The sequence below is a fragment of the Pseudomonas sp. CMR5c genome, assembly GCF_003850545.1.
Lineage (GTDB): Bacteria > Pseudomonadota > Gammaproteobacteria > Pseudomonadales > Pseudomonadaceae > Aquipseudomonas > Aquipseudomonas piscis.
Genome location: NZ_CP027705.1, coordinates 1569519 through 1594225 on the forward strand (window position 1 = coordinate 1569519; position 24707 = coordinate 1594225).

24 protein-coding genes and 1 tRNA gene are annotated in these 24707 nt (G+C 63.7%); 10 read left to right on the plus strand and 15 right to left on the minus strand.

Annotation, left to right across the window (positions count from 1 at the left end; translation table 11 throughout):
* Positions 1-163: 163 nt before the first annotated feature.
* Both C4K40_RS31505 and C4K40_RS07280 read left to right on the plus strand, forming a co-directional pair.
* Positions 164-316 (plus strand): hypothetical protein, encoded by a 153-nt coding sequence (locus C4K40_RS31505; RefSeq protein WP_157064368.1) that lies wholly within the window; start codon positions 164-166, stop codon positions 314-316.
* A gap of 109 nt (positions 317-425) precedes the next feature.
* On the plus strand, positions 426-1997 hold the full coding sequence (locus C4K40_RS07280; protein WP_022642836.1) for an APC family permease: 1572 nt from the start codon (positions 426-428) through the stop codon (positions 1995-1997).
* A gap of 118 nt (positions 1998-2115) precedes the next feature.
* On the opposite strand, the gene C4K40_RS07285 is transcribed toward C4K40_RS07280, so the two are convergent.
* The gene (locus tag C4K40_RS07285; RefSeq protein ID WP_053135354.1) at positions 2116-4293 is read right to left on the minus strand and encodes a TonB-dependent siderophore receptor; all 2178 of its coding nucleotides are present in this window, start codon (positions 4291-4293) and stop codon (positions 2116-2118) included.
* Positions 4294-4493: 200 nt separating this feature from the next.
* Here C4K40_RS07285 and C4K40_RS07290 point away from each other — a divergent pair, with 200 nt between their 5' ends.
* On the plus strand, positions 4494-5048 hold the full coding sequence (locus C4K40_RS07290) for a GNAT family N-acetyltransferase (RefSeq protein ID WP_022642838.1): 555 nt from the start codon (positions 4494-4496) through the stop codon (positions 5046-5048).
* 42 nt (positions 5049-5090) lie between these two features.
* Here the strand turns inward: C4K40_RS07290 and C4K40_RS07295 are convergent, their stop codons facing one another.
* Complete coding sequence (locus C4K40_RS07295) at positions 5091-5465, minus strand: hypothetical protein (protein WP_053135351.1); 375 nt, start codon at positions 5463-5465, stop codon at positions 5091-5093.
* Positions 5466-5626: 161 nt separating this feature from the next.
* Positions 5627-5914, minus strand: a complete 288-nt coding sequence (locus C4K40_RS07300) for a hypothetical protein (protein ID WP_031321097.1) — start codon at positions 5912-5914, stop codon at positions 5627-5629.
* A 577-nt stretch (positions 5915-6491) separates the two neighbouring features.
* Here C4K40_RS07300 and C4K40_RS07305 point away from each other — a divergent pair.
* The 3 genes from C4K40_RS07305 to C4K40_RS07315 all read left to right on the plus strand — a co-directional run bounded on the left by C4K40_RS07305 (position 6492) and on the right by C4K40_RS07315 (position 10119).
* A complete protein-coding gene (locus tag C4K40_RS07305; RefSeq protein ID WP_053135348.1) occupies positions 6492-8267 on the plus strand; it encodes a sensor domain-containing phosphodiesterase in 1776 nt (591 codons plus the stop codon).
* A 181-nt stretch (positions 8268-8448) separates the two neighbouring features.
* A complete protein-coding gene (locus tag C4K40_RS07310; protein ID WP_164485012.1) occupies positions 8449-9537 on the plus strand; it encodes a hypothetical protein in 1089 nt (362 codons plus the stop codon).
* Between the two features lie 153 nt (positions 9538-9690).
* Entirely contained in the window at positions 9691-10119 is a 429-nt protein-coding gene (locus C4K40_RS07315; RefSeq protein WP_053135343.1) for an SMI1/KNR4 family protein, read from the plus strand.
* 119 nt (positions 10120-10238) lie between these two features.
* Here the strand turns inward: C4K40_RS07315 and C4K40_RS07320 are convergent, their stop codons facing one another.
* The 5 genes from C4K40_RS07320 to C4K40_RS07340 all read right to left on the minus strand — a co-directional run bounded on the left by C4K40_RS07320 (position 10239) and on the right by C4K40_RS07340 (position 13469).
* The gene (locus C4K40_RS07320) at positions 10239-10691 is read right to left on the minus strand and encodes a hypothetical protein (RefSeq protein ID WP_053135340.1); all 453 of its coding nucleotides are present in this window, start codon (positions 10689-10691) and stop codon (positions 10239-10241) included.
* Positions 10692-11083: 392 nt separating this feature from the next.
* Positions 11084-11157: transfer RNA gene (locus C4K40_RS07325), tRNA-Gly, on the minus strand.
* A 152-nt stretch (positions 11158-11309) separates the two neighbouring features.
* Positions 11310-12194 carry an alpha/beta fold hydrolase gene (locus tag C4K40_RS07330; protein WP_022642845.1) on the minus strand — a complete coding sequence of 295 codons (885 nt, stop codon included), beginning with the start codon at positions 12192-12194 and terminating at the stop codon, positions 11310-11312.
* A gap of 324 nt (positions 12195-12518) precedes the next feature.
* Positions 12519-13211, minus strand: a complete 693-nt coding sequence (locus tag C4K40_RS07335) for a pseudouridine synthase (RefSeq protein WP_053135337.1) — start codon at positions 13209-13211, stop codon at positions 12519-12521.
* Between the two features lie 33 nt (positions 13212-13244).
* Entirely contained in the window at positions 13245-13469 is a 225-nt protein-coding gene (locus C4K40_RS07340; protein ID WP_083456954.1) for a cysteine-rich CWC family protein, read from the minus strand.
* Positions 13470-13735: 266 nt separating this feature from the next.
* On the opposite strand from C4K40_RS07340, the gene C4K40_RS07345 reads away from it, so the two are divergent.
* On the plus strand, positions 13736-14116 hold the full coding sequence (locus tag C4K40_RS07345; protein ID WP_053135334.1) for a hypothetical protein: 381 nt from the start codon (positions 13736-13738) through the stop codon (positions 14114-14116).
* A gap of 31 nt (positions 14117-14147) precedes the next feature.
* Here C4K40_RS07345 and C4K40_RS07350 read toward each other — a convergent pair whose 3' ends face one another.
* Positions 14148-15260, minus strand: a complete 1113-nt coding sequence (locus tag C4K40_RS07350; protein WP_053135331.1) for an enoyl-CoA hydratase/isomerase family protein — start codon at positions 15258-15260, stop codon at positions 14148-14150.
* Positions 15261-15391: 131 nt separating this feature from the next.
* On the opposite strand from C4K40_RS07350, the gene ung reads away from it, so the two are divergent.
* Entirely contained in the window at positions 15392-16084 is a 693-nt protein-coding gene (gene ung, locus C4K40_RS07355; protein WP_031321099.1) for a uracil-DNA glycosylase, read from the plus strand.
* Positions 16085-16126: 42 nt separating this feature from the next.
* On the opposite strand, the gene C4K40_RS07360 is transcribed toward ung, so the two are convergent.
* The 5 genes from C4K40_RS07360 to C4K40_RS07380 all read right to left on the minus strand — a co-directional run bounded on the left by C4K40_RS07360 (position 16127) and on the right by C4K40_RS07380 (position 21556).
* Positions 16127-17155, minus strand: coding sequence for an AbrB family transcriptional regulator (locus tag C4K40_RS07360; protein ID WP_053135329.1), 1029 nt, complete (start codon positions 17153-17155; stop codon positions 16127-16129).
* On the minus strand, positions 17148-18662 hold the full coding sequence (locus C4K40_RS07365; RefSeq protein ID WP_053135326.1) for a tripartite tricarboxylate transporter permease: 1515 nt from the start codon (positions 18660-18662) through the stop codon (positions 17148-17150). Before C4K40_RS07365 ends, C4K40_RS07360 begins: the two co-directional genes overlap by 8 nt.
* A gap of 1 nt (position 18663) precedes the next feature.
* The gene (locus tag C4K40_RS07370) at positions 18664-19122 is read right to left on the minus strand and encodes a tripartite tricarboxylate transporter TctB family protein (protein ID WP_053135323.1); all 459 of its coding nucleotides are present in this window, start codon (positions 19120-19122) and stop codon (positions 18664-18666) included.
* A gap of 58 nt (positions 19123-19180) precedes the next feature.
* A complete protein-coding gene (locus C4K40_RS07375) occupies positions 19181-20167 on the minus strand; it encodes a tripartite tricarboxylate transporter substrate binding protein (protein WP_053135321.1) in 987 nt (328 codons plus the stop codon).
* Between the two features lie 102 nt (positions 20168-20269).
* Positions 20270-21556, minus strand: a complete 1287-nt coding sequence (locus tag C4K40_RS07380; protein ID WP_053135317.1) for an OprD family porin — start codon at positions 21554-21556, stop codon at positions 20270-20272.
* A gap of 233 nt (positions 21557-21789) precedes the next feature.
* Here C4K40_RS07380 and C4K40_RS07385 point away from each other — a divergent pair, with 233 nt between their 5' ends.
* Together C4K40_RS07385 and C4K40_RS07390 are read left to right on the plus strand one after the other, a co-directional pair.
* Positions 21790-22461, plus strand: coding sequence for a response regulator (locus tag C4K40_RS07385; protein ID WP_022642855.1), 672 nt, complete (start codon positions 21790-21792; stop codon positions 22459-22461).
* Entirely contained in the window at positions 22454-23851 is a 1398-nt protein-coding gene (locus C4K40_RS07390; RefSeq protein WP_053135315.1) for a sensor histidine kinase, read from the plus strand. The genes C4K40_RS07385 and C4K40_RS07390 overlap by 8 nt, the downstream gene beginning before the upstream one ends.
* Positions 23852-23860: 9 nt before the next feature.
* Here C4K40_RS07390 and C4K40_RS07395 read toward each other — a convergent pair whose 3' ends face one another.
* Positions 23861-24682, minus strand: coding sequence for an HDOD domain-containing protein (locus tag C4K40_RS07395; RefSeq protein ID WP_053135312.1), 822 nt, complete (start codon positions 24680-24682; stop codon positions 23861-23863).
* Positions 24683-24707: the final 25 nt, after the last annotated feature.

Below are 24707 nucleotides of genomic sequence, written 5' to 3' on the forward strand. Positions count from 1 at the left end.
GGCGCAGCGCTGCATCTGATGGTGCTGGAGAGGAATGGAAAAGTGTGCCGATTTCGTCTATTTCGCGGAGGAAAACCCTCAAGCTGCCACGAGGATAAAAAGCGACTCTGGTTTTTGTTTCCAGCCCTGATCGGCTGGAACGATTTCATATAAGGAAAAGACCATGAGCCGTACAGCCTTCAGTCACAGCGGTGCCTTGCCCACCGCACCTACTGTGTTCGAAGCCCGTTCATTCCTTGATCCGCAGGCCCCTGGCGAGCTGTCGCCAGGCCTGCCGGACCCCTCGGTTGCAACCCTCCCAGGCACCGGCTGCTGAAGGCTGCCGGCCCCGCGACTCAAGGACCACGACACGCGATGAACGCCGATGGCTCCCTCGGCGTGACATCCGATCTGCCTATTCCAATAACCCATAAAGGCGCGCCTCCATGTCAGGCAAAGGTAAATTCAAGAAACAACTCTCTCTGGTGGACCTGACCTTCATCGGTCTGGGTGCGATCTTCGGTTCCGGCTGGTTGTTCGCCGCCAGCCACGTCTCGGCGATCGCCGGGCCGGCGGGGATCTTCTCCTGGCTGCTGGGCGGTTTCGCCGTACTGCTGCTGGGTATCGTCTATTGCGAGCTGGGGGCGGCCCTGCCCCGTGCCGGCGGCGTGGTGCGCTACCCGGTGTTCTCCCATGGCCCGTTGCTGGGCTACCTGATGGGCTTCATCACCCTGATCGCCTTCTCCAGCCTGGTGGCGATCGAAGTGGTGGCGGCCCGGCAATATGCCGCGGCCTGGTTCCCCAGCCTGACCCATGAAGGCAGCAGCAATCCGACGCTCATCGGCTGGTTGGTGCAGTTCGCGCTGCTGTGCCTGTTCTTCTGGCTCAACTACAACAGCGTCAAGACCTTCGCCAAATCCAACAACTTCATCAGCCTGTTCAAGTTCATCGTGCCGTTGCTGGTGATCGGGGTGTTGTTCACCTTCTTCAAGCCCGACAACTTCCACGTCCAGGGCTTTGCCCCGTTCGGCATGTCGGGGATCGAGATGGCGGTTTCGGCCGGGGGCATCATCTTCGCCTACCTGGGCCTGACGCCGATCATCTCGGTGGCCAGTGAAGTGCGCAATCCGCAGCGCACCATTCCCATTGCCCTGATCCTTTCTGTGCTGCTCTCGACCTTGATCTACGGCCTGTTGCAACTGGCCTTCCTGGGCAGCATTCCCACCGAAATGCTGGCCAACGGCTGGAGCGGCATCAGCAAGGAGTTTTCCCTGCCATACCGCGATATCGCCCTGACCCTCGGAGTGGGCTGGCTGGCCTACCTGGTGGTGGCCGATGCGGTGATCTCCCCCAGTGGCTGCGGCAACATCTACATGAACGCCACGCCGCGAGTGGTCTATGGCTGGGCTCGCACCGGCACCTTTTTCAAGATATTCACCCGCATCGACGAACAATCCGGTATCCCGCGCCCGGCGCTGTGGCTGACCTTCGGCCTGTCGGTGTTCTGGACCCTGCCGTTCCCGTCCTGGGAGGCCTTGATCAACGTGGTGTCCGCGGCGCTGGTACTGAGCTACGCGGTGGCGCCCATCACCGTCGCCGCCTTGCGCAAGAGCGCACCGGAGCTGGCACGGCCTTTCCGGGTCAAGGGTTTTGCGTTGCTGGGGCCGGTGTCCTTCGTGATCGCCGCGCTGATCGTCTACTGGTCAGGCTGGGGGACGGTGTCCTGGTTGCTGGGGCTGCAGATCCTGATGTTCGTGATCTACCTGCTGTGCAAGCGCCTGGTGCCCACCGACCACCTGAGCCTGGGCGAACAGGTACGTTCTTCCCTGTGGCTGATCGCTTTCTACGCGTTGACCATCGGCATTTCCTACCTGGGCAGCTTTGGCGGGATCGGCGTCCTGGCCCATCCGTTCGACACCCTGACGGTCACGCTCATGGCCCTGTGCATCTACTACTGGGGAGCCAACACCGGAGTGCCCAGCGCCAAGCTGGCATTGGATGGCGATGAGTCGGAGTGACAGGCTCGACCTGATCCTGGGCGAAGTGAACTGATCGCCCGGGAACCTGGATTCAGGTCAGGCACGAAAAAGGCCGGCGTCACGAGCATGTGCAGCCGGCCTTCGTGTATTCAGGACATCAGAAGCGGACGTTGGCCGCCAGCTCTGCGGAACGCCCAGGGGCGACGATGGCGAACATGCCGACGTGGGACGCGTCGTAGTAGGTCTCGTCGGTAAGGTTGAGCAGGTTGAGTTGCAGGTCCAGGTTCCGGTTCACCCGATAGGCCAGCATGGCGTCGTAGCGCCAATAGGAATCGAGGCTGCGGGTGTTGGCGTCGTCGGTGTAGCGCTTGTCCACGTAGTTGGCCCCGGCCCCGACCTTCCAGCGATCGGTGAGGCTGTAGGTGGTCCAGGCCGAACCGCTGTTGGGGGCGATGAACTTGGCGCGATTGCCGTCGAAGTTGGTGTTCCTGCCTGAGGCGTACTTGACCGTCCTGGCGTCCAGATAGGTATAGCCTGCCATCACTTCCCACTGGTCCGTGAGATGGCCGGTGGCGCCCACCTCAAAACCCTTGACCTCGACATTGCCATCCAGGGTCACTTCGTTGCTGATCGGGTCGTAGGTCCGGGCGTTGGACTTTTCGGTCTTGAAAACGGCGGCCGTCAGGGCCAGGCGCTGATCGAGCAGGTCCCACTTGGTGCCCAGTTCGATGCTGCGGCTCTTTTCCGGATCCAGGTTGCTCAAGCGCCCGCCGGCGGCGCCATCGGCTCCTCCCGATTGGCCTGCGGTTTCCCCTGATGGGTTGAACGAGGTGCCGTAGGACAAGTAGATGCTGGCGTAGGGCTGGGGCTTGAAGACGATACCGCCCTGGTAGGTCCAGATGTTGCTGCGATTGCTCTGCACGGCGTCCCGGACGTGGTAGCTATCGAAGCGTGCGCCAAGGTTCAGGTCCCACTGCTCGTGCAGGGCCAGGGTGTCCATCACGTACAGGGCGCGGTTGTTGTGCCGGGTGACGTCGTGGTTGCCATGGCCTCGTGCTACCGGGGCATGGGGATCGCGGGGGTTGGGAGTGTGCAGGTCGCCTGGGTCGGAGCCTCGACGGGAGGGCGAGTAGCGGTTCTTCACATCGATCCGCTCGCGGGAGAACTCCAGGCCCGCGCTGTAGCTGTGGCCGATGGGACCGGTGTCGAATTTACCGAAGATGTCGGTCTGGTTGATCAACGAAGTGTTGACCACGTTCCTGCCGCGAGCCGGACCGCGCATCACCACACCGGCCAGTTCATTACCGATGGAGTCCGTATCGGTGCCGAAAGTCGGCCGGCTCATGATGTAGTCCTGCATGCTGCGCCCTTGCCGTGTGGTGTTGCGCAGGGTCAGCTGGTCGTTGAAGTCGTGTTCCAGTTGCAGGGTGGCGATATCGGCGGAGGTCTTGCGGAAGTCGCGCTTGGCAAAGCCGTAGAAGTTGTCCCGATCGACCTTGACCGGCTTGCCCGTGATGGCCGACACCGGATGTCCCTGGTCGGGGATATCGTCGCTCTGCATGTGGTAGTAGCTCAGCGTGCCACGGGTATCGGTGTCCAGGCCGAAGGAAAAACTCGGCGCCAGGCCCCAACGGGTGACTTCGACATCATCGCGTCCGGGAGTATCTGCTTCGTGTTTCATGGCGTTCAGCCGCAGGGCCATGTTTTGTTCGGGCAGGTACTGGTTGAGGTCGAGGGTGCTGCGCCGCAGGCGGTCGGAGCCCAGGGTCAGGCTGGCGGACGTGGAGGACTCGCGCTTTGGAGTCTTGCTGATGAGGTTGATGCTGCCGCCGGTGGAGCCGCGCCCGGAGTAGACCGAGCCTGGTCCCTTGAGGATTTCGATCTGCTCGACGTTGAAGGCCTCGTGGGTCATGCGTCCAACATCGCGAATGCCATCGATCATGATGTCGGTGCTGGCCTCGAAGCCCCTGATGAAAGGGCGATCGCCCAGTGGCGTACCACCTTCGCCGGCGCCGAAGGTGATGCCGGGCGTCGTTCGCAGTGCGTCGGCCAGGGTCGATACCGCGCGTTCCTGCATCAGGGTTTCGGTGATGATGGTCACCGACTTCGGGGTTTCTCGCAGCGGTGCGGTGAACTTCACCGATTCGGAAGTTTCACGCTTGTATCCGGGTTCGTGCTCGCCCCTGACATGGGTGGTATCGAGAGTGACGGCTGCGGCATCGGATGAGTGGCCGGGGTTTTGCGTGGCGACTGCCAGGCTGGCCTCACCGAATGCCAGCAGGCCAAGGGATGTGGGCAGCAGCTTCCATGGATGTGGGCGGTTGGGGTTGGACATTGAGATTGCGCCTCCTGTTTATTTGGAAGTGATTCTCAATTGCGATCATATGTCATTCAATCAGAAGGGTCTGAACGATCATGTCCAAAGGTGTCGGCGCGCCAGGTAGCGACCTTGGCAGGTGGATTTGCTGCCGGCAGTGATTCTCTTTTGCCTGGCGCTGCGGTTTCATGGGCAGCCTTCGACCAGGAAAACGAGCCATGGAACTGCATTTCGAAACCCCCAACCTGCTGTTGCGACCCCGGACCCTCGAGCACTTCGAAGCCTGCCTGCGCATGGACCAGGATCCGCAGGTCACGCAATTCATCCCAGGAACCTGGGACGGTGGGCAATGGCACCGGGATTTCCTGCGGGGGCGGATGTCCCGGGATTTCGGCGAGCGTTGTGGTTACTGGGCGATTTTTGCCAGGCAAGAGCCGGAAGAGTTCCTTGGCTGGGTCTCGTTCATTCCGTTCGAGGCCGTGGGGCCGGAGCTGGAGATGGGCTGGCGCCTGGTGCGTCGGGCCTGGGGACGTGGAGTGGCCTCCGAGGCCGCTAGGCGCATCGTCGAGCATGCCTTCGCCGATCCGTCCATCGACCGGCTGGTGGCCGACGCCCATGTGGACAACGCCGCGTCGCTGGCGGTGGCTCGCAAGATCGGTTTTCGGGTCAGCCACGATGGCGAGTTCGAAGGTGTGCCCAGCCGCTTCCTGGAAATGACCCGCGAAGACTTTCAGCGGCACCAGGCCGAAAGCCGCTCCCCGGCTATTCGCTGACAGCGCGGGCGAGGTGCCGGATCCCGGCGCCTCGCCTGGCACTCACAGATGGCGACCGACCCACCACAGCACCAGGAAGGCGATGCCGGCGGCCAGGGCCGAGAGCTGGAATAGATTGATCAGCCACTTCAGGCCGAGGGGGAAGTTGCGATAGTCGCGCACGCTCATTCCACCGTTGCGCAAGAACAGGTGGGGCATGGCGAACATGCCGCCAATGCACAGCAACATGAAGAAGCGGCTCAGGGGATCCTTGCCCAGCAGCGGCATGCGGATGGCGATGACTCGGCACCGCGACAGATGCCTGACCATGTCATCGAGCCTGAAATAGCCCAGGTAGATCTGGATCGCCAGGGAAACCAGCGCGGACACGACCACCAGTACCCAACCGGCGGTGTAGATATCTTCGGCATTGCACATAGCTGTTCAGTGACCTCCTCAAGCCTCGCGCCTTGGCGTTCGGCGTAGCGCTCCTCCAGTGGGCCCTGCACGCAGGGCAGCCGAACACCATACCATCCCCGGAACGGCGTTGGTCATGCCCGACGACTCTGTGCCGGCCGGTGGGCGAGGGGAGACAAGGGCTAGAGCTTGGCGCAACGCTCCACGTCGGCCTGGGTGGTGACCTGGGTCTCGATGCCCAGGCGGTACTTGCAGTAGTCGATGATCATCTGTCGTTGTTCGCCGGTGAGCTTCTCCACCTTGCGGTAGTCACCATCATTGGCGTGGATGTTGAAGAACTCCAGGCGCAGGCTTGGCGAGTGCTTGATGAACCAGCGGGTATGGGTCTCGGCTTCCTCCAGTTCGGTGTAGTAGCCGACGTTGAGCAGGACCAGCAGGGCGAGGAACAACAGCACGAGAAGTTTTTTCACAGGCGACGCCTTCCATGGATGGGCACCTTGGTGCCGGGGCGGCAATGCTCCCGGGGCAGACCCCGCTTTGCAAGCCCTACTGGAGCACGGTTCCTGTCATTATTTGTCACGAATGCTCCGGGCAGGTTCAGCTGGCAGACAGGTGCCGACTGCTAAAAAACTCCACGCCCGGCAGGAGCTGGGCAGTGACAGGGGGCAAACAGGCCGGGACCAGGTCCCGGCCTTTCCTTGCAATAGCGACACAAGCAGCAGCGAAGCAAACGATCCTTGGATCGTTTTTTTTGCCCGCGGTCAGCGTCAGGATCGGCAGTGCGCCAGGACCGGGGAATTGTGCGGGCACCCGCGTCCTCGGGAGCGCAAGCTCTGGCACGGTTCTTTGCGGGCGATACTGCTGGGGCGTTGGATGACCGTTCGTCCGACGGATGGAATTGGCAAGCACTAGTCACTACGGCATGCTGTCGATGGATATCGTAGTGCCACTACTTGGTCGTAGGGCAATTCTCCGGGTGTTGTACTCCCCCCTTCGCTACTGAGATAGGTTTTTTGATGATGGTGTTGATCCTGTCCGAGTCGCGGCATGCCGGATAAGGCATTGGCCGAGGAGCAGCGCCTGGCCGCCTTGTATGCCCTCGAGCTGCTGGATACGGCCCGCTGCGAAAGCTTCGATCGCATCTGCCGCCTGGCCGCGCAGTTCTTCAAGGTCCCCACGGCGCTGATCACCCTGGTGGATCGTGATCGGCAGTGGTTCAAGTCGCGGGTGGGTTTTGCCGTCGAGCAGACGCCGATCGATCAGTCGTTCTGCGCCTACACGATCAAGTCCGATGAGGTGTTCGAAGTTCAGGACGCTCGCCAGGACGTGCGGTTCCATGCCAATCCGCTGGTGACCGAGGCCCCGGGCATAGGTTTTTATGCTGGGGCGCCCTTGATCACTTCCACGGGGCACGCCATCGGCAGCCTGTGCGTCATCGACAAGCAACCGCAGCGGCTCGATGCCGCCGAACGCCAGCAACTGCGTGACCTGGCCTCCCTGGTGATGGAGCAGATCGAGCAACGCCAGCGCCAGACCCGCCGTGATCCGGTCAGTGGCCTGCCCAACCGCGAGCAGTTCCAGTGCGACCTGCATGACCTGGCGGACGAACACCCCGGGGAGCGACGGGTGCTGGTGCTGGTGGATGCGGTGGACATGACCGTGGCCCATGAGTTGACCCTGGCCCTGGGCATGGCGCCGTTCGAGATCATCGTGCGTTTTCTTGCCCAGCAGTTGCTCGCCTACCTTGGGCGGCATGTGCGGGTCTATCACGTCTCGGCCAAGCGCTTCGGCTTCCTGTTACCGGCCGCTCCTGGGGTCGAGCGCTTGCTGGAGGGCCTGGTGCGCCGCCTGCGCCGCCAGCCGCCGGGCCTGGAGTTGCCGATGGTCCCCGGAGTGTGCGCGGGCATGGTGGAGTTTTCCACGGACCATGACGCCGTGCCGGACGTGTTGCGCAAGGCCATGTTCGCCCTGGAGCTGGCTGCCTTGGAGCGCTGTACCTGGGCGCCCTACGACCTGGTGCGCGACCAGGCCTACCGGCGTGCCTTCAACCTGGCCGCGGACATCGGCGAAGCCCTGGACACCGGGCAGATCTACCTGATGTTCCAGCCGCGCTTCGCCCTGCCCGATGGCGCCCAGGTCAGTGCCGAGGCGCTGATCCGCTGGGACCATCCCTGGCTGGGGCCGATTTCCCCTGCGGAGTTCATTCCGGTGATGGAGCGCAATGCCCAGATCCACCAGGTGACCCACTGGCTGATCGATGCGGTGTTGCACAAGCTGCACCTATGGAGCGCCAGTGATGTGCAACGCTTGTCGATCAACCTGTCACCCCAGGATTTCGAGGACCAGGACATCGCCGATGTGTTGCGCGATGCTTGCCTGCGCCACCGCATCAATCCCCGACGCCTGGAAGTGGAGATCACCGAAGGCGCCTGGTTGCGCTCCAACCCGAAAGTGCTGGAGCAGTTGAGCAAGATTCGCGCCCTGGGCATGGATGTGGCCATCGACGATTTTGGTACCGGCTACAGCAACTTCGCTTATCTGCACCAGATTCCGGCCAATGTGGTGAAGCTCGACAAATCCATGGTCACTGACCTTGAGAGCAGCGCCCAGCACCAGAAGATCACCCGCTCGGTGATCGCCCTGGCCCGCGAACTGGGCTACCGCACCGTGGCCGAGGGCATCGAGAGCTTCAAGTGCCTGCAGATGTTGCGGTCCTTCGGCTGTGACGAGGCCCAGGGCTACTTCCTGGCCCGGCCCATGGCCCAGGATAAATTCCTGGCCCGTAGCGAAGCGCAGCGCTTTCCGCTGCAGGGTGGTTTCTAGGGCCGCAAGCCGTTGCTTGAGCCCCGTTGTCATCGGGCGTTTAACCTTTCTATACAAAATCCCCACACTTGGAGATGAACGGCCCTGGGGCGCTCGTTAGGCTGGGGTCGGCAGGTCTCCTGATACCAGGAGAACGCTGCCGTCTCATTTCCGATCCGAATGACCAAGGGATTGCTCGATGATGAAGTTCGTCAGAGTCATGGCGAGTTGCGGTGTAGTGATTCTCAGCCTGGCCAGTTGCAGCAATGCCGCGCTGGAGCAGCCATATGCGCGGCGCTGCGAGTTGCCGGCGGCGGGCCTGCAGGCCAGGCAGGTGCCGGCGCCCAGCGGCGCCTGGTGCGTGGGCAAGGCTGCTTTCGCCTTGCGCGATCCGGCGCGTGCGGAGATCTTTTCCAAGGTCGCCGGCGCCCGCCGCGAGCTGGCATTGAAAGTCTGGTATCCGATCGTTGCGCCTGCCGGCAGGCTGCCCCGTGCCGAGTACGCCGAACCCGAGGCCCTGGCCGCGATGCAAGCCGGAAGCGCGGTGGAGGTCGCCAGCCATTCGGCGGCCGGAGCCAGGATGGAAAAGCACCGCCAGTATCCGGTGCTGCTGTTTTCTCCCGGCCTGGGAGCAGTGGCCGAGCTCTACAGCGGCCTGCTGGAAGACTTGGCCAGCCGTGGCTATGTAGTGGTAGCCATCAATCACCCTTACATTTCCGGGGTCACGGTGCTGCCGGGAGGCCGGGTGGTCCCGGTCCTGGACGTGCTCGAGCAGGACGAGAAACAACTCGCGGCCGCCGCGCCTTCGGTGGTGGCGGACCTGCGCAGTACCCTCGATTGGCTGCAGCTGCGTAACCAGGAGCCGGAGCACCTGCTAGGCGGACACCTGGACCTCGAGCACGTCGCAGCCCTGGGCCATTCCTTCGGCGGTTCGGCTGCCTTGCAGGCGACGCGCCTGGACCCGCGCCTGCGGGCGGCGGCCAACCTCGACGGCAGCATCCAGGGCGAGCTGGCCGGTCCCTGGAACAAACCCATGCTGTTATATGCGGCTGGCCAGGACCCACGGGACGCTAGCATGGACGCGGTGTGGGCAGCCCGTCGGGGGCCTGGGGCATACAAGGTGCTGGAGAATGCCGGGCACCATGACTTCACCGATGGGCGCTGGGTGCTCCCGGCGTCGGTCATCAAGGCCATGGGCGACGACTTCGGCAGTATCGATCGCGGCCTGGCGGTACGGACCTTGCGCCAGGATCTGGGCGACTTCTTCGCCCGCTACCTGACCCATCCTTGAAGGGAGGTGAGCCCAGGCATGGAAAGCCGGTCGCAAGGTTCGCCCCAGGTTTTGGCTTTGCTTGCTCCGTGTCGGGTTTTCAGTAGGTGCCGGTATGCATTATCGTGCGCCGCGCCCCGAGCCAGAGGGGCGATGCAATCCAGGCGAGGAATCATGGTCAAGGCGAGAGTGATAGGCACCACCATCGAGGCGATCCGCGCTGCCGAGGCGGCATTGGGGCGGGCCTTGCCCCGATCGTTCAGGGATTGGCTGCTGGAGCACAACGGCAAGGCGCTAGGTGCGCTGGAGGTGTTTCCGGTGTTCGATGCCCGTGATCCACGCAAGACCTGGGAGTCGATCGTGCGCCACTTCCAGGGCGGCTGGCAGGCTTGGCTGGACAACTTCGAGGGGCGAGCCGTGGAGTGCTCCAGCCTGCTGCCGTTCGCCCAATTCGGGACCGGCGATTACTATTGTTTCGACTATGCCTTGCTCGGCGATGCCGGCGAGCCGCGGGTGGTGCTGTGGTCCCATGAGACCGGCCGAACCTCTGCCGTTGCAGACAGCTATGGGGCCTTCCTGGTCACGACCGATCGACCTGGCTAGCCGGCTGGCTCCGGGTGCGTTGCCGGGCCCTTCCTGGCGAGTTGTCGTGGCCAAAATCTACTGAGCGCAGATGGCTGAAGTCACTGCCCAGCTTCATCGCCCGAGCCTGGGTCCAAGCTTTAGTCAGCCTTGAGGGTTATTGCGAAACGTTCAGGGGCGACCCTGGCGAAGAATGCACGGCTGGCAGCTGGCTCACTGGCAAAAACCCCATAACCGCAATCGTCGTGGGGATAGATCACCAATCCGCTGTTCTCGAAAACAACAAAAATATGTCCGTGGAATCCACCGCTCAAGATGTTCTGCGCCAGGATTGCATGGCTCACCGCCAGGAAACCATCGAGGTTTTCAGGTGACAGTTCGATGTTGCGTACCTGGAGTCTTGCCGGTGCGTCGTGGTAGTCGTAATCGACAAACTCAACAAAGCCCGAGCGATTGATGGCCCTGGCGTACAACTCTCGCGCTTCGCGTGCCCGATACCCTTTGCCACGCAATTGTCGCTGCGTATGGGAGGTGACGAGTGAGCTGCACACCGTCACTTTTTGCGGGTGCTGGCGGAGGTAGTCGAGGACCATGGAAGTGGCTTCCTCGGCACAGGCTCTTCGGTCATAGCCCTTCCTGGAGTGAAAGTAACCAGCCCAGCTCGGGGATGCACAGTAGCTGCTGAAGTCGAGAAAACGTTGTGTGATGTTCACCAATGGCCTCGTCCAACCTGAGGTTGTTTCATCCATATACCCCAAGGCGTCTAGGGGAATCATCCAGTGGGTGAGCGCCAGCTTCGGCTGTTCTGCGCACCGTTCGCCGTCAAGTGCAGATCGAATTCACTCCGCTGGATTCCTGGACTGGATGATTGGCCAAGAAGGCTGGTTGGAAGCGGTTGCGGCTGGAGTTGCCAGACTGGAAAAACAAGATGGGCTCTTGTTTCAGTGGGTTATGCGAAGTTGGCGGATTGCCATGGAAAGGGAAGTGGAGCGGGTGAAGGGAATCGAACCCTCGTTATCAGCTTGGGAAGCTGGAGTAATGCCATTATACGACACCCGCTCGAACGGCTGACTTTGTACCAGATGTGGCCGTGGATTTGAAGTTTTTCTTTATCCGATCTGTACTTGCGTGCCCCTTCGATATTGCCAGGGCGCGCCACGCGTCCGCTATTCATGAGGTTCGAGGACGGTGGCGGCCTGTGGGAAATCCCATCAACTGGCACGCGCATGCTGGCCCAGGGCGTAGTGCTGACGCGCCTGGTGCTCATGCTGGCCTGGCTTGAGGAAGCTCAGCAGGGCCCGGCGGCTGTCGCGACAGGCGGCCTTGTGCTCCATGTCGAGAAAGTGCCCGGTGGCCTGGATGGTGCTGAAGCTCGAATGCCGCACATGGTTGGCGAACAACTGGGCATCCTTGGCCGAGGTGTACTCATCCCATTCGCCATTGATGAACAATACCGGGACCTGGATGTTGCGCGCCGCCTTGACGTAGCACTGGCGATCGCCGTGCAGCATGTGGCTGATGTGGAAGTGCATCTGCCCGTACTCATGCTCGGCCAGGCTGCTCACATGGCGGTAGTTGAAGCGCTTGAACAGCGATGGCAGGTGCTTGCCGATGGTGTCGTTGACCAGATGGCCGACGCGATGGCGGTCAAGGCTGCCAAGGTAGTCGACTCCACGCTCCAGGTAGTCGCGCATCGGATCGTTGATCACCGGCGAGAACGAACTGATCACTGCCTTTTCGATGCGCCGTGGACGCTGGGACAACGCCTGCAGGGTCGCGGCCCCACCCCAGGAAAACGACAGCACATGCGCGGCGGCGAAGTGTTCGATGAGCTCCAGCAGGATCTGCCCCTCGATTTCCTTGGTCAGCATGCGCTCATGCCGGTTATGGGCCTTGGAGCGACCTGCATAGGGCTGGTCGTAGAGCACCACGTTGAACTGCGGATGGAGGTTCTTCACGGTCTGGGCAAAGGACGCCGTGGTCGCCATCGAGCCATTGACCAGGACGATGGTCTTTTCTGCGGCCTCTGCGCGATAGAACTCCGTGTAAACCCGATACTGACCCTGTATATCCAGCACAGCGATTTCTGGCCTCATGTCATAAGACTCCTGGCAAGCGGGTATGCGCGCATACGATTGAGTGTGCACGGTCAATGTGACAGGTAGGCATACGCCTGGAATCGAAGCCCATGTCGATCCGGTAAGGCAGGTCGACGGGTGTTGTTATAGGCGGGCGGTTACCGGGGGAATGCAGAGCTGGCAGGGCTCAGGCCGGTGGAAGACTTATTGGTTTTCTTTCGTGACTGGTCGGTCACTATTCGGCCGACGGACTGATTCAAGCAGGGCAATCCCGAACCTGCAAGTGCCGTTGGGTAAATTGTTCGACAGCTTCCGCCCAGTGGTCGTCCTGTACCCAGGCCTTCAGATCAGGGCGATCTCGGCGGCGCTGAGCGCCCGGTATGCACCGGGGGCCAGGCCCGCGTCGAGCACTAGCGGGCCCATGCGCTCGCGATGCAGACGCAGGACCTTGTTGTCGAAGTGGCCGAACATGCGCTTGACCTGGTGGTAGCGCCCTTCGACGATGCTCAGCCGGGCGCTGCGGGGGCCAAGGATCTGCAACTGGGCAGGCAGGGTGGTGAGGTCTTCGAAAGCGAAATACAGGCCGCGGGCGAAGGTCTCGACATATTCGGGGCCGATCTCCTGCTCGGTCTCCACGTAGTAGAGCTTGGGCAGCTTGGTCTGCGGTTGGGTCAGGCGCCGTGACCAGCTGCCGTCGTTGGTGATCAGCATCAGCCCGGTGGTGTTGTAGTCCAGGCGTCCGGCGATGTGCAGGTCCTGTGGATCGGGCTCGTGGATCAGTTCGAGCACCGTCTTGTGCTCGGGATCGCGAGTGGCGCTGACGCAGCCCATGGGCTTGTGCAGCATGAAGTAGCGTGCGGGCTTGCCGGCCTGGAGCAATTCGTCATCCAGTTCCACCCGGCTGAACTCGCGGACTTCGACCCTGGGATCGCTGACCGCCTGGCCATCGATGCACACCCGGCGCTGGGCCAGGAGCAGCCGTACCTGCTGGCGGTTGAAACGTGGCAGGTTGCTGAGGAAACGATCAAGGCGCATGGGACAGGGCAGCGAGCGGCAGTGGATGCGGGTTCATGGTCGGGGGTTCGCGCCTTCTCCGTGGCTCAGTTGCGCCTCGACCCCGGCGCAGCGCGGACACAGGCAGGACTGGTTGCGCAACTCTGGCGGCAGGGCCTGGATGATGGCCGGGTCGATGCTCACGCTGTAGCACCAGCAGGCCCGGCCGGCACTGCGTGGGTCAGCCAGGGTGCAGTCGTTGCGGGCGCCACAGGCGGGGCAGGACTCGGGTCGGTTCATGGTCGGGGCGAGAGCGGCTTGGTACGGGACGAAGGAGCGTGCAGGGTGTCTGCCGCTGGCCGGCGGGTCAAGTTGTTGCTGACGGTTCGCCGGGTTTTTTCATCGGGCTGGGGGGAGAATACCGGTGGTCGCAGACATGTATCAATGTGTTGCATAAAACGCACTGAAAGGCGTTTTCACGGTCAGATATTTCGTCGATTGGCCATTTGCCGATTGCCGCCCGCCAGCGTCGCTGGTGTGGCTTCTTCGCGGTCCAGGAGGCCGCCATGTATCGTCGACTTCTGCTGATTGCCTTGCTGGGTTCCAGCCTCTCTGCGTGCGCGCCTTACTACGCCGGGGACTACTACGATTCGCAGATCTACAGCTCCCCGGCGCCGGCCTATTACTACGGTGGCGGTTCTTCCTATTACTACTCCACCGAGCGTGGTTACTACGCGCCGCGCTACTACCAGCCTGCGCCCCGGTATTACCAGCCGTCCCCGCGTTATTACCAGGCGCCGCGCGCGTTGTACCGGCCATATCCGGACCGGGGCTGGGGCGGGCACGACCGCCGCGGCAACTGGAACAACAATGGCGGCAGCCATGATTGGGGCGGCCATGGCCACCATGACCGTGGCGACCGTGGCCGGGGAGGGCGCGGCCACTGATTCACGGTTGTCGATTCTTTCCTGGGACTAACTAGTAGTCGGTGAGGTCCGCCAGTGGATGGCGGCCTTCCCAGACCTTGTGGAAGTGCGCCTGCACCACGGCCTCCGGCACTCCGTTGATGTCCGCCCAGTGCCAGTGTGGCCGCTGGTCCTTGTCGATCAGGCGCGCGCGTACCCCTTCGGCGAATTCCGGGTGGCGGCAACAGTTCAGGCTCAGGGTGTATTCCATCTGGAACACTTCGGCCAGGGACAGGTAGCGCGCCCGGCGGATCTGTTCCCAGACCAGGTGGGCGGTCAATGGGCAGCCTTCGCCCAGGGTCTTGGCCGCACGGCTGTAGAGGGTGTCCGGATGGTCGCGCAGCTGGCTGATGGCGCGCCAGGCGCAGGCCACGTCGCTGACATCCAGCCATTGGTCGATCTGTGGTCGGCGTGGCAGCCACTGGGCTTCGGGCAACTGCCCCAGGGCTTCTTGCTGCAGGGCGCGGAACAGGCTGTTGAGCTGGCGTGGAGTCTGTTCCTGCCAGTTCAGTTGCAGCAGGCCCTCGATCAGTTCTTCTTGCTGTTCATCCAGCAGGAAACGGTCGGCGAGATCCAGGTCCAGGGCATCGCGGGCGTTGATGTGGGCGCCGGTGAGGCCGAGGAACAAGCCGAGCTTGCCGGGCATGCGCGAAAGGAACCAGCTGGCCCCCACGTCGGGATACAGGCCGATGCTGATTTCCGGCATCGCCAGGCGGCTGCTGGGGGTGACGATTCGGATTCCAGCCCCCTGCAACAGGCCCATGCCGCCGCCGAGCACATAACCATGCCCCCAGCAGATCAGCGGCTTGGGGTAGGTGTGCAGGCGATAGTCCAGGCGATATTCGGCGGCGAAGAAATGCCCGGCCAGGGCCGGCACCTCGCCCGGATGCGCCAGGCAGGCCTGGGCCAGGCTGCGAACCTCGCCCCCGGCGCAGAAGGCCTTGGCGCCGTTGCCGCGCAGCAGGACGCAGGCCACTTGCGGATCCTTGGCCCAGGCTTCGAGACGCTCGGCCAGTTGCTGGATCATGGGCAGCGAGAGGGCATTGAGGGACTTTTCCGCGTCCAGGGTGGCGATGGCGATACGCGCGCCACCGGTGGCGGTGAGTTCTTCGACGTGCAGGTTCATCGTGACCTCGTTGCTAAACAAGAGCGGTCAGTATGATCGCTGTGAGGGAAAGTGCCGGTTATGTGTCAGATCAATTGACAAGCGAAGTCGGCTTTCCTAGGGTGCGGCCATTGTTTTTCTCGGGCATGGCCATGACTGCTGACGATCGTATCAAACTCGAACCGAGCTGGAAGGCGGCCCTGCGGGCCGAATTTGAACAGCCCTACATGAGCGAACTGCGGGAGTTCCTGCGCCAGGAACACGCTGCCGGCAAGGAGATCTATCCGCCCGGCCCGCTGATCTTCAACGCCTTGAACTCGACCCCGCTGGACAAGGTCAAGGTGGTGATCCTCGGCCAGGATCCCTACCACGGCCCGGGCCAGGCCCATGGCCTGTGCTTCTCGGTGCAACCCGGGGTCCCGGCGCCGCCTTCGCTGGTGAACATCTACAAGGAACTCAAGCGCGACCTGAATATCGATGCGCCCAACCATGGCTACCTGCAGAGCTGGGCCGAACAGGGCGTGCTGCTGCTCAACACCACCATGACCGTGGAGCGGGCCAACGCCGCTTCCCACGCGGGCAAGGGCTGGCAGTTCTTCACCGACCGGATCATCGAGGTGGTCAGCGAGCACCAGCCGCACCTGGTGTTCCTGTTGTGGGGCGCCCACGCCCAAAGCAAGCAGAAGCTGATCGATAGCACCAAGCACCTGGTGTTGACCTCGGTGCATCCATCGCCGCTGTCGGCTTATCGCGGCTTCCTCGGCTGCGGGCACTTCAGCCGTACCAACAAGTTCCTCGAGCAGAGCGGCGAGACCCCGATCGACTGGCGCCTGCCAGCGCTGTAGGCCAGCCCTGTGGTCGCTGCCCGACCCAGTCTGCGGCAGCGGCTACGGGCCCTTGTTCCAGTGGCGGAACAGGGGCTCGGCGAGAAATAGCACGAACAGCAAGCGCATCACCTGCATCGCCGTCACCAGCGGCACCGAGAGTTGCAGCACCTCTGCCGTCAGGCTCATTTCCGCGATTCCCCCCGGCATCATGCCCAAGGTCAGCGAGCGCAGGTCCAGCTGGGTCAGCAGGCTCAGGCACCAGGCCGCGAGACCGGCGATCAGCATGCTCATGGCCGTACCCAGCAGGGTGCGCCCCATGAACGAAGGCGCCCGGCGAAAGAACTGGCGGTTGAAGTGGCATCCCAGGCCGCTGCCGATCAACCACTGGCCCATCTGGCTGGCGCCATCGGGCAGGCCGGTGTGCAGGTTCCAGGCGATGCTGGCCACAGCGCTGAGCAGCAACGGGCCGAACAGCCACGGGTTGGGTTGGCGCAGCCGCTGCCAGAGCCAGGCCAGCAGCGCGCCGGCGGGGAACAGCAGGGCCAGCCAGCGCCAGTCGACGCTGGCGCTGTGCAGCACCGGCGTCCCCTGGCCCAGGAGGTACTTGAACGCCGCCGGTACGCACAGCACCACCGCCAGCACCCGCAGGCTCTGCCCGGCCGCTACCCGGCTGAGCACCGCGCCGTTGCGCGCGCCGAGATTGACCATCTCCCCGGAGCCGCCGGGCATGCTGGAGAAGAACGCGGTGGCGCGGTCTTCACCGGTACGCCGCAGCAGCCAGACCGCCATCACGCTGGACAGGCTAGTGACCAGGGCACCGCAGAAAATCAGGCCGAAGTGGCTCATCACCTGGTCCATCACCGCCGGGGTGAAGTGCAGGCCGATGCCGATGCCCACTATCCATTGTCCGCACTTGCGTCCGCCGGGGATCTCGGCCAACTGCCAGGGCGTAAGGCAGCGCACCAGGATGATCGCCAGCAACGAGCCGACCATCCAGGGCAGGGGCCAGCCCACCAGGCTGGCGAGATAACCGCCAGCCAGGCCCACCAGTGGCGTGCCCCACCATTGCCGCAAAGCGCCTTCAGGCATCGGTCACCACGCGCTGGCGGGCCGAACGCTTGCGCCAGATACGCAGCAGCGGCAGGCACAGCATGCACGCCGTCAGTACCCAGACCCCGACCGTGATCGGGCTCGACCAGAGGATCTCCAGCGCGCCATTGGAGATCGACAGTGCACGACGCAGGTTCTGCTCCATCAAGCCGCCGAGGATGAAGCCCAGCAGCACCGGCGAGAGCGGGAAGTCGAGCTTGCGCAGGATGTAGCCGAAGATGCCGATGCCCACCATCAGGAACAGGTCGAAGGTGGTGGCGTGCACGGCATAGACGCCGATCGCGGTGATGATCGCGATGGCCGGCACCAGGGCCCAGTTCGGCACCGCGAGGATGCGGGTGAAGATGCGGATCATCGGGATGTTGAGGATCACCAGCATGATGTTGGCGATGAACAACGAGGCGATCAGGCCCCAGACGATGTCCGGCTGTTGCTGGAACAGCAGCGGCCCCGGCGTGATGTTGTACAGCGACAGGGCGCCGATCATCACCGCCGTGGTGCCCGAGCCCGGCACGCCCAGGGTCAGCATCGGCACCAGGGCGCCGCAGGCCGAGGCGCCGATCGCGGTTTCCGGAGCCGCCAGGCCGCGCTTGTCGCCCTGGCCGAAAGTGCCGCTGGCGCCAGCGATGCGTTTTTCGGTCATGTAGGCCACGGCACTGGCCAGGGTCGCCCCGGCCCCGGGCAGCACGCCCATGATGAAGCCCAGCAGGCCGCAACGGATGTTCACTGCCAATACCGAGGCCGCTTCCTTGAAGTTGAACAGCATGCGCCCGGTGGCCTTGACCGCTTCCTGGCCGCGGTGGGTCTTCTCCAGCAGCAGGAGTATCTCGCTGATGGAGAACAGGCCCAGCACCAGCACCACGAACTGGATGCCGTCGGCCAGGTGGATGTTGTCGCCGGTGAAGCGGTACACACCGCTGTTGGCATCGATCCCCACTGCCGACAGGAACAGCCCGATCAGCGCGGCGATGAAGGTCTTCAGCGGCTTGTCGCCGGCCATGCCGCCGAGGGCGACGATGGCGAACACCATCAGCACGAAATACTCCGCCGGGCCGAAGGCGATGGCCCACCGGGCCAGCAGCGGGGCGAACAGCACCATGCCGCAGGTGGCGATGAGGGCACCGATGAACGAGCTCCAGGCAGACAGCGACAAGGCCACGCCGGCCAGGCCCTGGCGAGCCATCGGATAACCGTCGAGGGTGGTCATCACCGTGGAGGCCTCTCCGGGGATGTTCAGCAGGATCGAACTGATTCGCCCGCCGTACTCGCAGCCCAGATAGACCGCCGCCAGCAGGATCAGCGCCGACTCCGGCGGCAGGCCCAGGGCGAAGGCGATGGGGATCAACAGCGCCACGCCGTTGATCGGGCCCAGGCCCGGCAGCAGGCCGACCACGGTGCCGATCAGGGTGCCGGTGAGGGCGGTGACCAGGTTGTACGGGCTCAGCGCGACGCCGAAGCCCTGGCCGAGATAGCTCAAGGTATCCATATCAGTTCTCCAGAACGTCGAGCAGGCCCAGGGGCAGGGGCACGTCCATGACCCGATCGAACAGCCAGTACAGGCCGATGCTGAGCAGGCTGACGATCACCAGGCTGGGCAACCAGCGGCCGCCATACAGGCGGGCCATGGGGACGCCGGCGAGGATCCCGGCGAGGATGAAGCCCAGGGGTTCGAAGGTGCCGGCCAATACCAGCAGCAGGGCCACGCAGAGGGCGATCTTGACCAGGGTTTCACGGTCCAGGGGCGGTTCGTCGTCGCTGTGCTTGATCGGTGTCGGGCGCAGCAGCAGGTACAGCAGCGCCAGGCCCATCAGGCCGAGCATGAGTAGCGGAAAGGCCCTTGGGCCCACGGGTTCGTAGGAAAAGGCCGCCTGGTAGGGCCAGGCCATCAGTGCCAGGCCAGCACAGGCCAGCAACAGCACCGAGGCGAATAGACGTTGAACGAGCATGGCTAACTCCCGGGCCCGACCCTCGCAGCGCAAGGGCCGGGCCGTCAGAATGGGGCGGTCACTGGATCAGGCCGAATTCCTTGGCCAGGGCCTTGTAGTCGGCCACCTGTTTCTTCACGTAGGTGTCCAGCTCCGGGCCGGTCATGGCGAAGGGGAACAGCTCGCGCTGGTCACGCAGCTTGGCGAACTCCTCGGAGGCCAGGAGCTTGTCGAAGGCGTTTTTCCACCAGGCGTATTCCTCGTCGCTGACCTTCGGCCCCAGATAGAAGCCGCGCACCACCGGCCAGACGATGTCGTAGCCCTGTTCCTTGGCAGTGGGGATGTTCTTCATTTCCGGCTCGTCCAGGCGCTGCTCGGAAAACACCGCCAGCAAGCGCATGTCGCCGGCGAGGATGTGCGGCATGGAGTCGGAGATGTCGGTACTGCCCACTTGGATGTGCCCGCCCAGCAGGGCCGTGGCGATTTCCCCGCCGCCCTCCAGGGCCACGTAGCGCAGGTCCCGCGGGTTGATCCCGGCGGCCTTGGCGATCAGCGCGGTTTGCATCCAGTCCTGGCTGCCGACGGTGCCGCCGGAGCCGATCACCACCTTGCTCGGATCTTTCTTCAGGGCCGCGACCAGGTCATCGAGAGTCTTGTAGGGCGAATCGTTCTTCACCGCGATGGCGCCATAGCTGGTGCCCACGGCCGCCAGCCAGTGCACGGCGTTTTCATCGAAGCGCCCGAACTTGCCCTGGGCCAGGTTCAGCAGCGAACCGCTGGACCAGGCCACCAGGGTCCCGGCATCGGCCGGGCGCTGGGCCACGACCGCGTTATAGGCCACGGCCCCGACGCCGCCGGGCATGTAGGTGACGCGCATCGGTTTGCTGAGGATCTTCTCGTTGACCAGGGCGCTCTGCACCAGCTTGCAGGTCAGGTCGAAGCCGCCGCCGGGGGAGGCCGGGGCGATGCATTCCGGGCGCTTGGGTTCGGCGGATGCGGCCAGCAGCTGGCCGGTGAACAACAGGCAGCCGGCGGCGAGGGCCAGTTTACGCAATGAAAAGTCCATGAGTGTCTCCACAGGAGTTGTTATCGGTATGCCCGGGTCGTCCTCGATCCTTGGGCGCAGGGGCCGGCCTGCCAGCACCGGCCGTGGGCGCGGCCTGTGGGATCACCACAGGGCCACGCTGTAGCTCACCAGCAGGCGTACTTCGTCCGCGTCGCGAGCCGAATAGTTGGAGCGGTAGGTGGCATTGCGCAGGCGCACCGCGACGTCCTTGAAGGTGCCGCTTTGCACCACGTACTTGACCTCGATGTTGCGCTCCCATTCCTTGCCGGTGTCGCCGTTCTTCAGGGCGATGTTGTCGCCGCTCAGGTAGCGGGTCATGAAGCTCAGGCCGGGAATCCCCAGCTTGGCGAAGTCGTAGTCGTAGCGGGCTTGCCAGGAGCGTTCCTCGGCGCCGGCGAAATCGTTGATCTGCACGAAGTTCACCAGGTAAGGGTCGCTGCCATCCACGTAGGGAAAGGCGCTGGAGCCGGACAGGTGCTGATAGCCGGCGCTGAGTTTATGCCCGTCCAAGGCATAGCTCACCAGGCCGTTGAGGGCGCGGTTGTCGATCTTGCCGCCGCGGGCCTGGCCCTGGTCGTTGCTGATGGCCAGGCGCAGGTCGCTGGCGAAGGTGCCGGGGCCCAGGGGGCGCGATGCCAGCAAGCCGAGGAAGTGCTGGTTGTAGACGTCGTCCAGCTGGGCGAAATGGTAGCTGGCGATGATCTTGTCGCTGAACTTGTAGTCCAGGCCACCGAAGTTGAAGTGCTTGCCGGCCACGTTGCCGGCGAAGCGACCGTTCTTGTTGTTGAGGCGGATGTCCTCGTAGTTGCTGTCGTCGCGGTCCTTGGCCTTGTCCAGGCGGCCGCCGGTGAAGGTCAGGTTCTTGATTTCCCTGGACGTCAGCAGGCCCCCCTGGAAGGTCTGCGGCAATATCCGCCCATCGTTGGGCTTGAGGATCGGCAGTTCGGGGATCAGGCTGCCGATCTTCAGCTCGGTAGCAGAGAGCCTGACCTTGCCGGTCAGGCCGAGCTTGGAGTACTGGTTGGCCGCGCGCCCATCGTCGTGGGTCGGCAAGAGGCCGGTGCCGGTGCGGTCGGGGCTGGAGTCGAGCTTGACCCCGAGCATGCCCAGGGCATCGACGCCAAATCCCAGGGTGCCTTCGGTGTAGCCCGACTGCAGGTTGAGCATGAAGCCCTGGGCCCACTCGTCGCGCCTGGATTGCTGGGCGCTGGTGCCGTCGCGAAAGTCGCGATTGAAGTACATGTTGCGGGTTTCGAAGGTGGCGCTGCTGTCTTCGAAGAACGCGGCCTGGGTCAGCGGAGCGGCAAGGGCGGCGGCGCTGGCGAGGGCGGTCGGGGTCAGGCGGGAGAAACGCACAGGCGCGCTGGCCTGGGAGTGCGTGGATGGCATCCGGTGGTACTCCGATATTGTTCTTATTCTGATGAAAACGCTTCGAGGCGCTTTGCATGTCGGCGGAACTCGGCAAGGCTGCCGAAACTTTCCGTAACAGGACTCTAAAGGGCCAACCTTTCGCTAACCTTTCAGCCAGCTTTCAAGGTTTTCGGGCTTCACAGCAGCGGTTGCGGCGGTACACTCCGCGCGCAAAAGTACTGTCGATTCCCCCCTGAACGAGGTGCAAAACCATGCGGGTCCTGCTGGTCGAAGACCATCTGCAACTGGCTGAAAGTGTCGCCCAGGCGCTCAAGAGCACGGGCCTGACCGTGGACGTGCTGCACGACGGGGTGGCCGCCGACCTGGCGCTGAGCAGCGAGGAGTACGCCATGGCGGTGTTGGATGTCGGCCTGCCGCGCATGGATGGCTTCGAGGTGCTGGCGCGCTTGCGTACCCGTGGCAAGAACCTGCCGGTGCTGATGCTCACCGCTCGCAGCGACGTCAAGGACCGGGTGCACGGGTTGAACCTGGGGGCCGACGATTACCTGGCCAAGCCTTTCGAGCTGACCGAGCTGGAGGCCCGGGTCAAGGCCCTGTTGCGCCGCAGCGTGCTGGGCGGCGAGCGCCAGCAGCGGTGCGGAGTGCTGGCCTACGACCTGGATACCCGGCGCTTCACCCTGGGCCAGGAGCTGCTGACCCTGACCTCGCGCGAGCAGGCGGTGCTCGAGGCCCTGATCGCCAGGCCCGGGCGGGTCATGAGCAAGGAGCAGCTGGCGTCCCAGGTGTTCGGCCTGGATGAGGAGGCCAGCCCGGACGCCATCGAGATCTACATCCACCGTTTGCGCAAGAAGCTCGATGGCCACGCGGTGGCTATCGTCACCTTCCGTGGCCTGGGCTATCTGCTGGAAAGTCGCGATGCATAGGCCCAGCAGCCTGCGCTGGCGCTTGTTGTGGAACCTGGCGCTGTTGCTGGTGGTATTGATGCTGGCCAGCGGCTTGAGCGCCTACTGGAACGGTCGCGAGGCCGCCGACACCGCCTACGACCGAACCCTGCTGGCCTCGGCGCGGACCATCGCCGCCGGTTTGTCCCAGCGTGATGGCAGCCTCAGCGCCAACGTGCCCTATGTGGCCCTGGACACCTTCGCCTATGACAGCGCAGGGCGGATCTACTACCAGGTCAACGATATCCACCAGCAGTTGATTTCCGGCTACGAGAACCTGCCGGGACCACCGCCGGGCACCCCGCGCACCGATGACTATCCGGCCCTGGCGCGATTCTACGATGCCACCTACCAAGGGCAGAACGTACGGGTGGTGAGCCTGCTCAAGGCGGTCAGCGAGCCGAACATGAACGGCATGGCGGAAATCCGCGTGGCCGAAACCGATGAAGCCCGGGTGGCCATGGCCCGCAGCCTGATGGCCGATACCCTGTTGCGCCTGGGGATGTTGGCCATCGGTGCCTTGCTCCTGGTGTGGTTCGCGGTGAGTGCCGCGTTGCGGCCGCTGGAGCGCTTGCGCAGTGCGGTGGAGGAGCGCCAGCCGGATGATTTGCGTCCCTTGCCACTGGTGTCGGTGCAGCATGAACTGGGGCCGTTGGTACGGGCCTTGAACCATTTCACCGAGCGCCTGCGCGGTCAGTTCGAGCGCCAGGCGCAGTTCATCGCCGATGCGGCCCATGAGCTGCGTACCCCCCTGGCGGCGCTCAAGGCGCGTCTCGAACTGGGGCTGCGCTCCCATGAGCCGCAGACCTGGCGTTCGACCCTGGAGAACGTGGCCCAGGGCACCGATCGCCTGACTCACCTGGCCAACCAGCTGTTGTCCCTGGCCCGGGTGGAAAACGGTGCCCGGGCCATTGCCGAAGGCGGGGCGCAGTTGCTCGACCTCAGCCAACTGGCTCGGGAGCTGGGCATGGCCATGGCGCCCCTGGCCCATGCCCGGGGCGTGGCGCTGGCCCTGGAGGCCGATGAACCGGTGTGGCTCAAGGGGGAGCCGACCTTGCTCAATGAGCTTTTGAGCAACCTGGTGGATAACGCCCTGGCCCATACGCCGCCGGGCGGCAACGTGGTGCTGCGGGTCACGGCGCCGGGAGTGCTGGAAGTGGAAGACGACGGTCCGGGGATTCCCCTGGAGGATCGCGACCGGGTCTTCGAGCGCTTCTACCGGCGCAACCAGCAGGTGGCCGGATCAGGCCTGGGCTTGGCCATCGTCGGCGAGATCTGTCGCGCGCATCTGGCGCAGATCAGCCTGCATGACGGCCAGCCGTCGGGCTTGAAGGTGCGGGTGAGTTTCAGCGCTGGCCAGGAGCCCCTGTAGGGGCGCCACTCAGTAGAGCATCGAACGCGACTCTTCGAGGTCGCGGCACATGGCCTGGTCTTCCGGGTCGATCTTCAGCTTCTTGAAGGCGGGCACGCTGAAGGCATCGATTCGCGAGAGGGGGTGGTCGGTGTCCTTGTGGCAGTACAGGGTTGCTACCTGGACCAGGTCGACGTAGTCGATCCCGGCGGATTGACGCTTGAAGTCCAGGTACTGCTCGGGGATCTGCACCAACTGCTCGGGGAATTCCCAGACCTGCAGCAACTTGTTCCCCAGCAATGGATGGATCTGTTCGATCACGTGGTTGAGGCTGACCGAATCGGCCAGCAGCTCGTAGTGATCTTCGGCGTAGGTCAGGATCGGCAGCACGCCAATCTGGTGCACCAGGCCGCCGAGCGCCGCCTGGTCCGGCTTGAGCTGGCTGTAGCTGCGGCACAGGGCATAGCTGACCCCGGCCACCTCCAGGCTGCGCCGCCAGACGTCGCGCATCTTGCGTTCCACCACCTCGGAGCGGGCGTTGAAGATCTGCTCCATCACCAGGCCGATGGCCAGGTTGCTGCTGTAGTTGACTCCAAGGCGGGTAATGGCGGTGTGCAGGTCGGTGACTTCCTGGGCCGCCCGCAGCAGCGGGCTGTTGACCACCTTGATCAGCCGCGCCGACAGGGCGGTATCGCGACCTATGACCTTGCTCAGGGTGCTGACACTGATTTCCGGGTCTTCGGCGGCCTGGCGAATCTGCATGGCCACCTCCGGTAGGGTTGGCAGGACCAGGTCATCGTTGTCGATGGCCTCCACCAAATCCTGTTGGACCTTTTCCGCCAGCTCAGTCATCTCGGTTCTCTAGGGTGTTGCAGGA

What these genes read in the sequence shown, in the direction of transcription:
- C4K40_RS07345 (WP_053135334.1), top strand. Translation starts at nt 13,736, where the DNA reads ATGTATCGTCGACTTCTGCTGATTGCCTTGCTGGGTTCCAGCCTCTCT.
- C4K40_RS07350 (WP_053135331.1), bottom strand. Translation starts at nt 15,260, where the DNA reads ATGAACCTGCACGTCGAAGAACTCACCGCCACCGGTGGCGCGCGTATC.
- C4K40_RS07375 (WP_053135321.1), bottom strand. Translation starts at nt 20,167, where the DNA reads ATGGACTTTTCATTGCGTAAACTGGCCCTCGCCGCCGGCTGCCTGTTG.
- C4K40_RS07380 (WP_053135317.1), bottom strand. Translation starts at nt 21,556, where the DNA reads ATGCCATCCACGCACTCCCAGGCCAGCGCGCCTGTGCGTTTCTCCCGC.
- C4K40_RS07365 (WP_053135326.1), bottom strand. Translation starts at nt 18,662, where the DNA reads ATGGATACCTTGAGCTATCTCGGCCAGGGCTTCGGCGTCGCGCTGAGC.
- C4K40_RS07370 (WP_053135323.1), bottom strand. Translation starts at nt 19,122, where the DNA reads ATGCTCGTTCAACGTCTATTCGCCTCGGTGCTGTTGCTGGCCTGTGCT.
- C4K40_RS07290 (WP_022642838.1), top strand. Translation starts at nt 4,494, where the DNA reads ATGGAACTGCATTTCGAAACCCCCAACCTGCTGTTGCGACCCCGGACC.
- C4K40_RS07340 (WP_083456954.1), bottom strand. Translation starts at nt 13,469, where the DNA reads ATGAACCGACCCGAGTCCTGCCCCGCCTGTGGCGCCCGCAACGACTGC.
- C4K40_RS07280 (WP_022642836.1), top strand. Translation starts at nt 426, where the DNA reads ATGTCAGGCAAAGGTAAATTCAAGAAACAACTCTCTCTGGTGGACCTG.
- C4K40_RS07335 (WP_053135337.1), bottom strand. Translation starts at nt 13,211, where the DNA reads ATGCGCCTTGATCGTTTCCTCAGCAACCTGCCACGTTTCAACCGCCAG.
- C4K40_RS07285 (WP_053135354.1), bottom strand. Translation starts at nt 4,293, where the DNA reads ATGTCCAACCCCAACCGCCCACATCCATGGAAGCTGCTGCCCACATCC.
- C4K40_RS07360 (WP_053135329.1), bottom strand. Translation starts at nt 17,155, where the DNA reads ATGCCTGAAGGCGCTTTGCGGCAATGGTGGGGCACGCCACTGGTGGGC.
- ung (WP_031321099.1), top strand. Translation starts at nt 15,392, where the DNA reads ATGACTGCTGACGATCGTATCAAACTCGAACCGAGCTGGAAGGCGGCC.
- C4K40_RS07385 (WP_022642855.1), top strand. Translation starts at nt 21,790, where the DNA reads ATGCGGGTCCTGCTGGTCGAAGACCATCTGCAACTGGCTGAAAGTGTC.
- C4K40_RS07320 (WP_053135340.1), bottom strand. Translation starts at nt 10,691, where the DNA reads ATGGTCCTCGACTACCTCCGCCAGCACCCGCAAAAAGTGACGGTGTGC.
- C4K40_RS07330 (WP_022642845.1), bottom strand. Translation starts at nt 12,194, where the DNA reads ATGAGGCCAGAAATCGCTGTGCTGGATATACAGGGTCAGTATCGGGTT.
- C4K40_RS07390 (WP_053135315.1), top strand. Translation starts at nt 22,454, where the DNA reads ATGCATAGGCCCAGCAGCCTGCGCTGGCGCTTGTTGTGGAACCTGGCG.
- C4K40_RS07295 (WP_053135351.1), bottom strand. Translation starts at nt 5,465, where the DNA reads ATGTGCAATGCCGAAGATATCTACACCGCCGGTTGGGTACTGGTGGTC.
- C4K40_RS07305 (WP_053135348.1), top strand. Translation starts at nt 6,492, where the DNA reads ATGCCGGATAAGGCATTGGCCGAGGAGCAGCGCCTGGCCGCCTTGTAT.
- C4K40_RS07395 (WP_053135312.1), bottom strand. Translation starts at nt 24,682, where the DNA reads ATGACTGAGCTGGCGGAAAAGGTCCAACAGGATTTGGTGGAGGCCATC.
- C4K40_RS07315 (WP_053135343.1), top strand. Translation starts at nt 9,691, where the DNA reads ATGGTCAAGGCGAGAGTGATAGGCACCACCATCGAGGCGATCCGCGCT.
- C4K40_RS07310 (WP_164485012.1), top strand. Translation starts at nt 8,449, where the DNA reads ATGAAGTTCGTCAGAGTCATGGCGAGTTGCGGTGTAGTGATTCTCAGC.
- C4K40_RS31505 (WP_157064368.1), top strand. Translation starts at nt 164, where the DNA reads ATGAGCCGTACAGCCTTCAGTCACAGCGGTGCCTTGCCCACCGCACCT.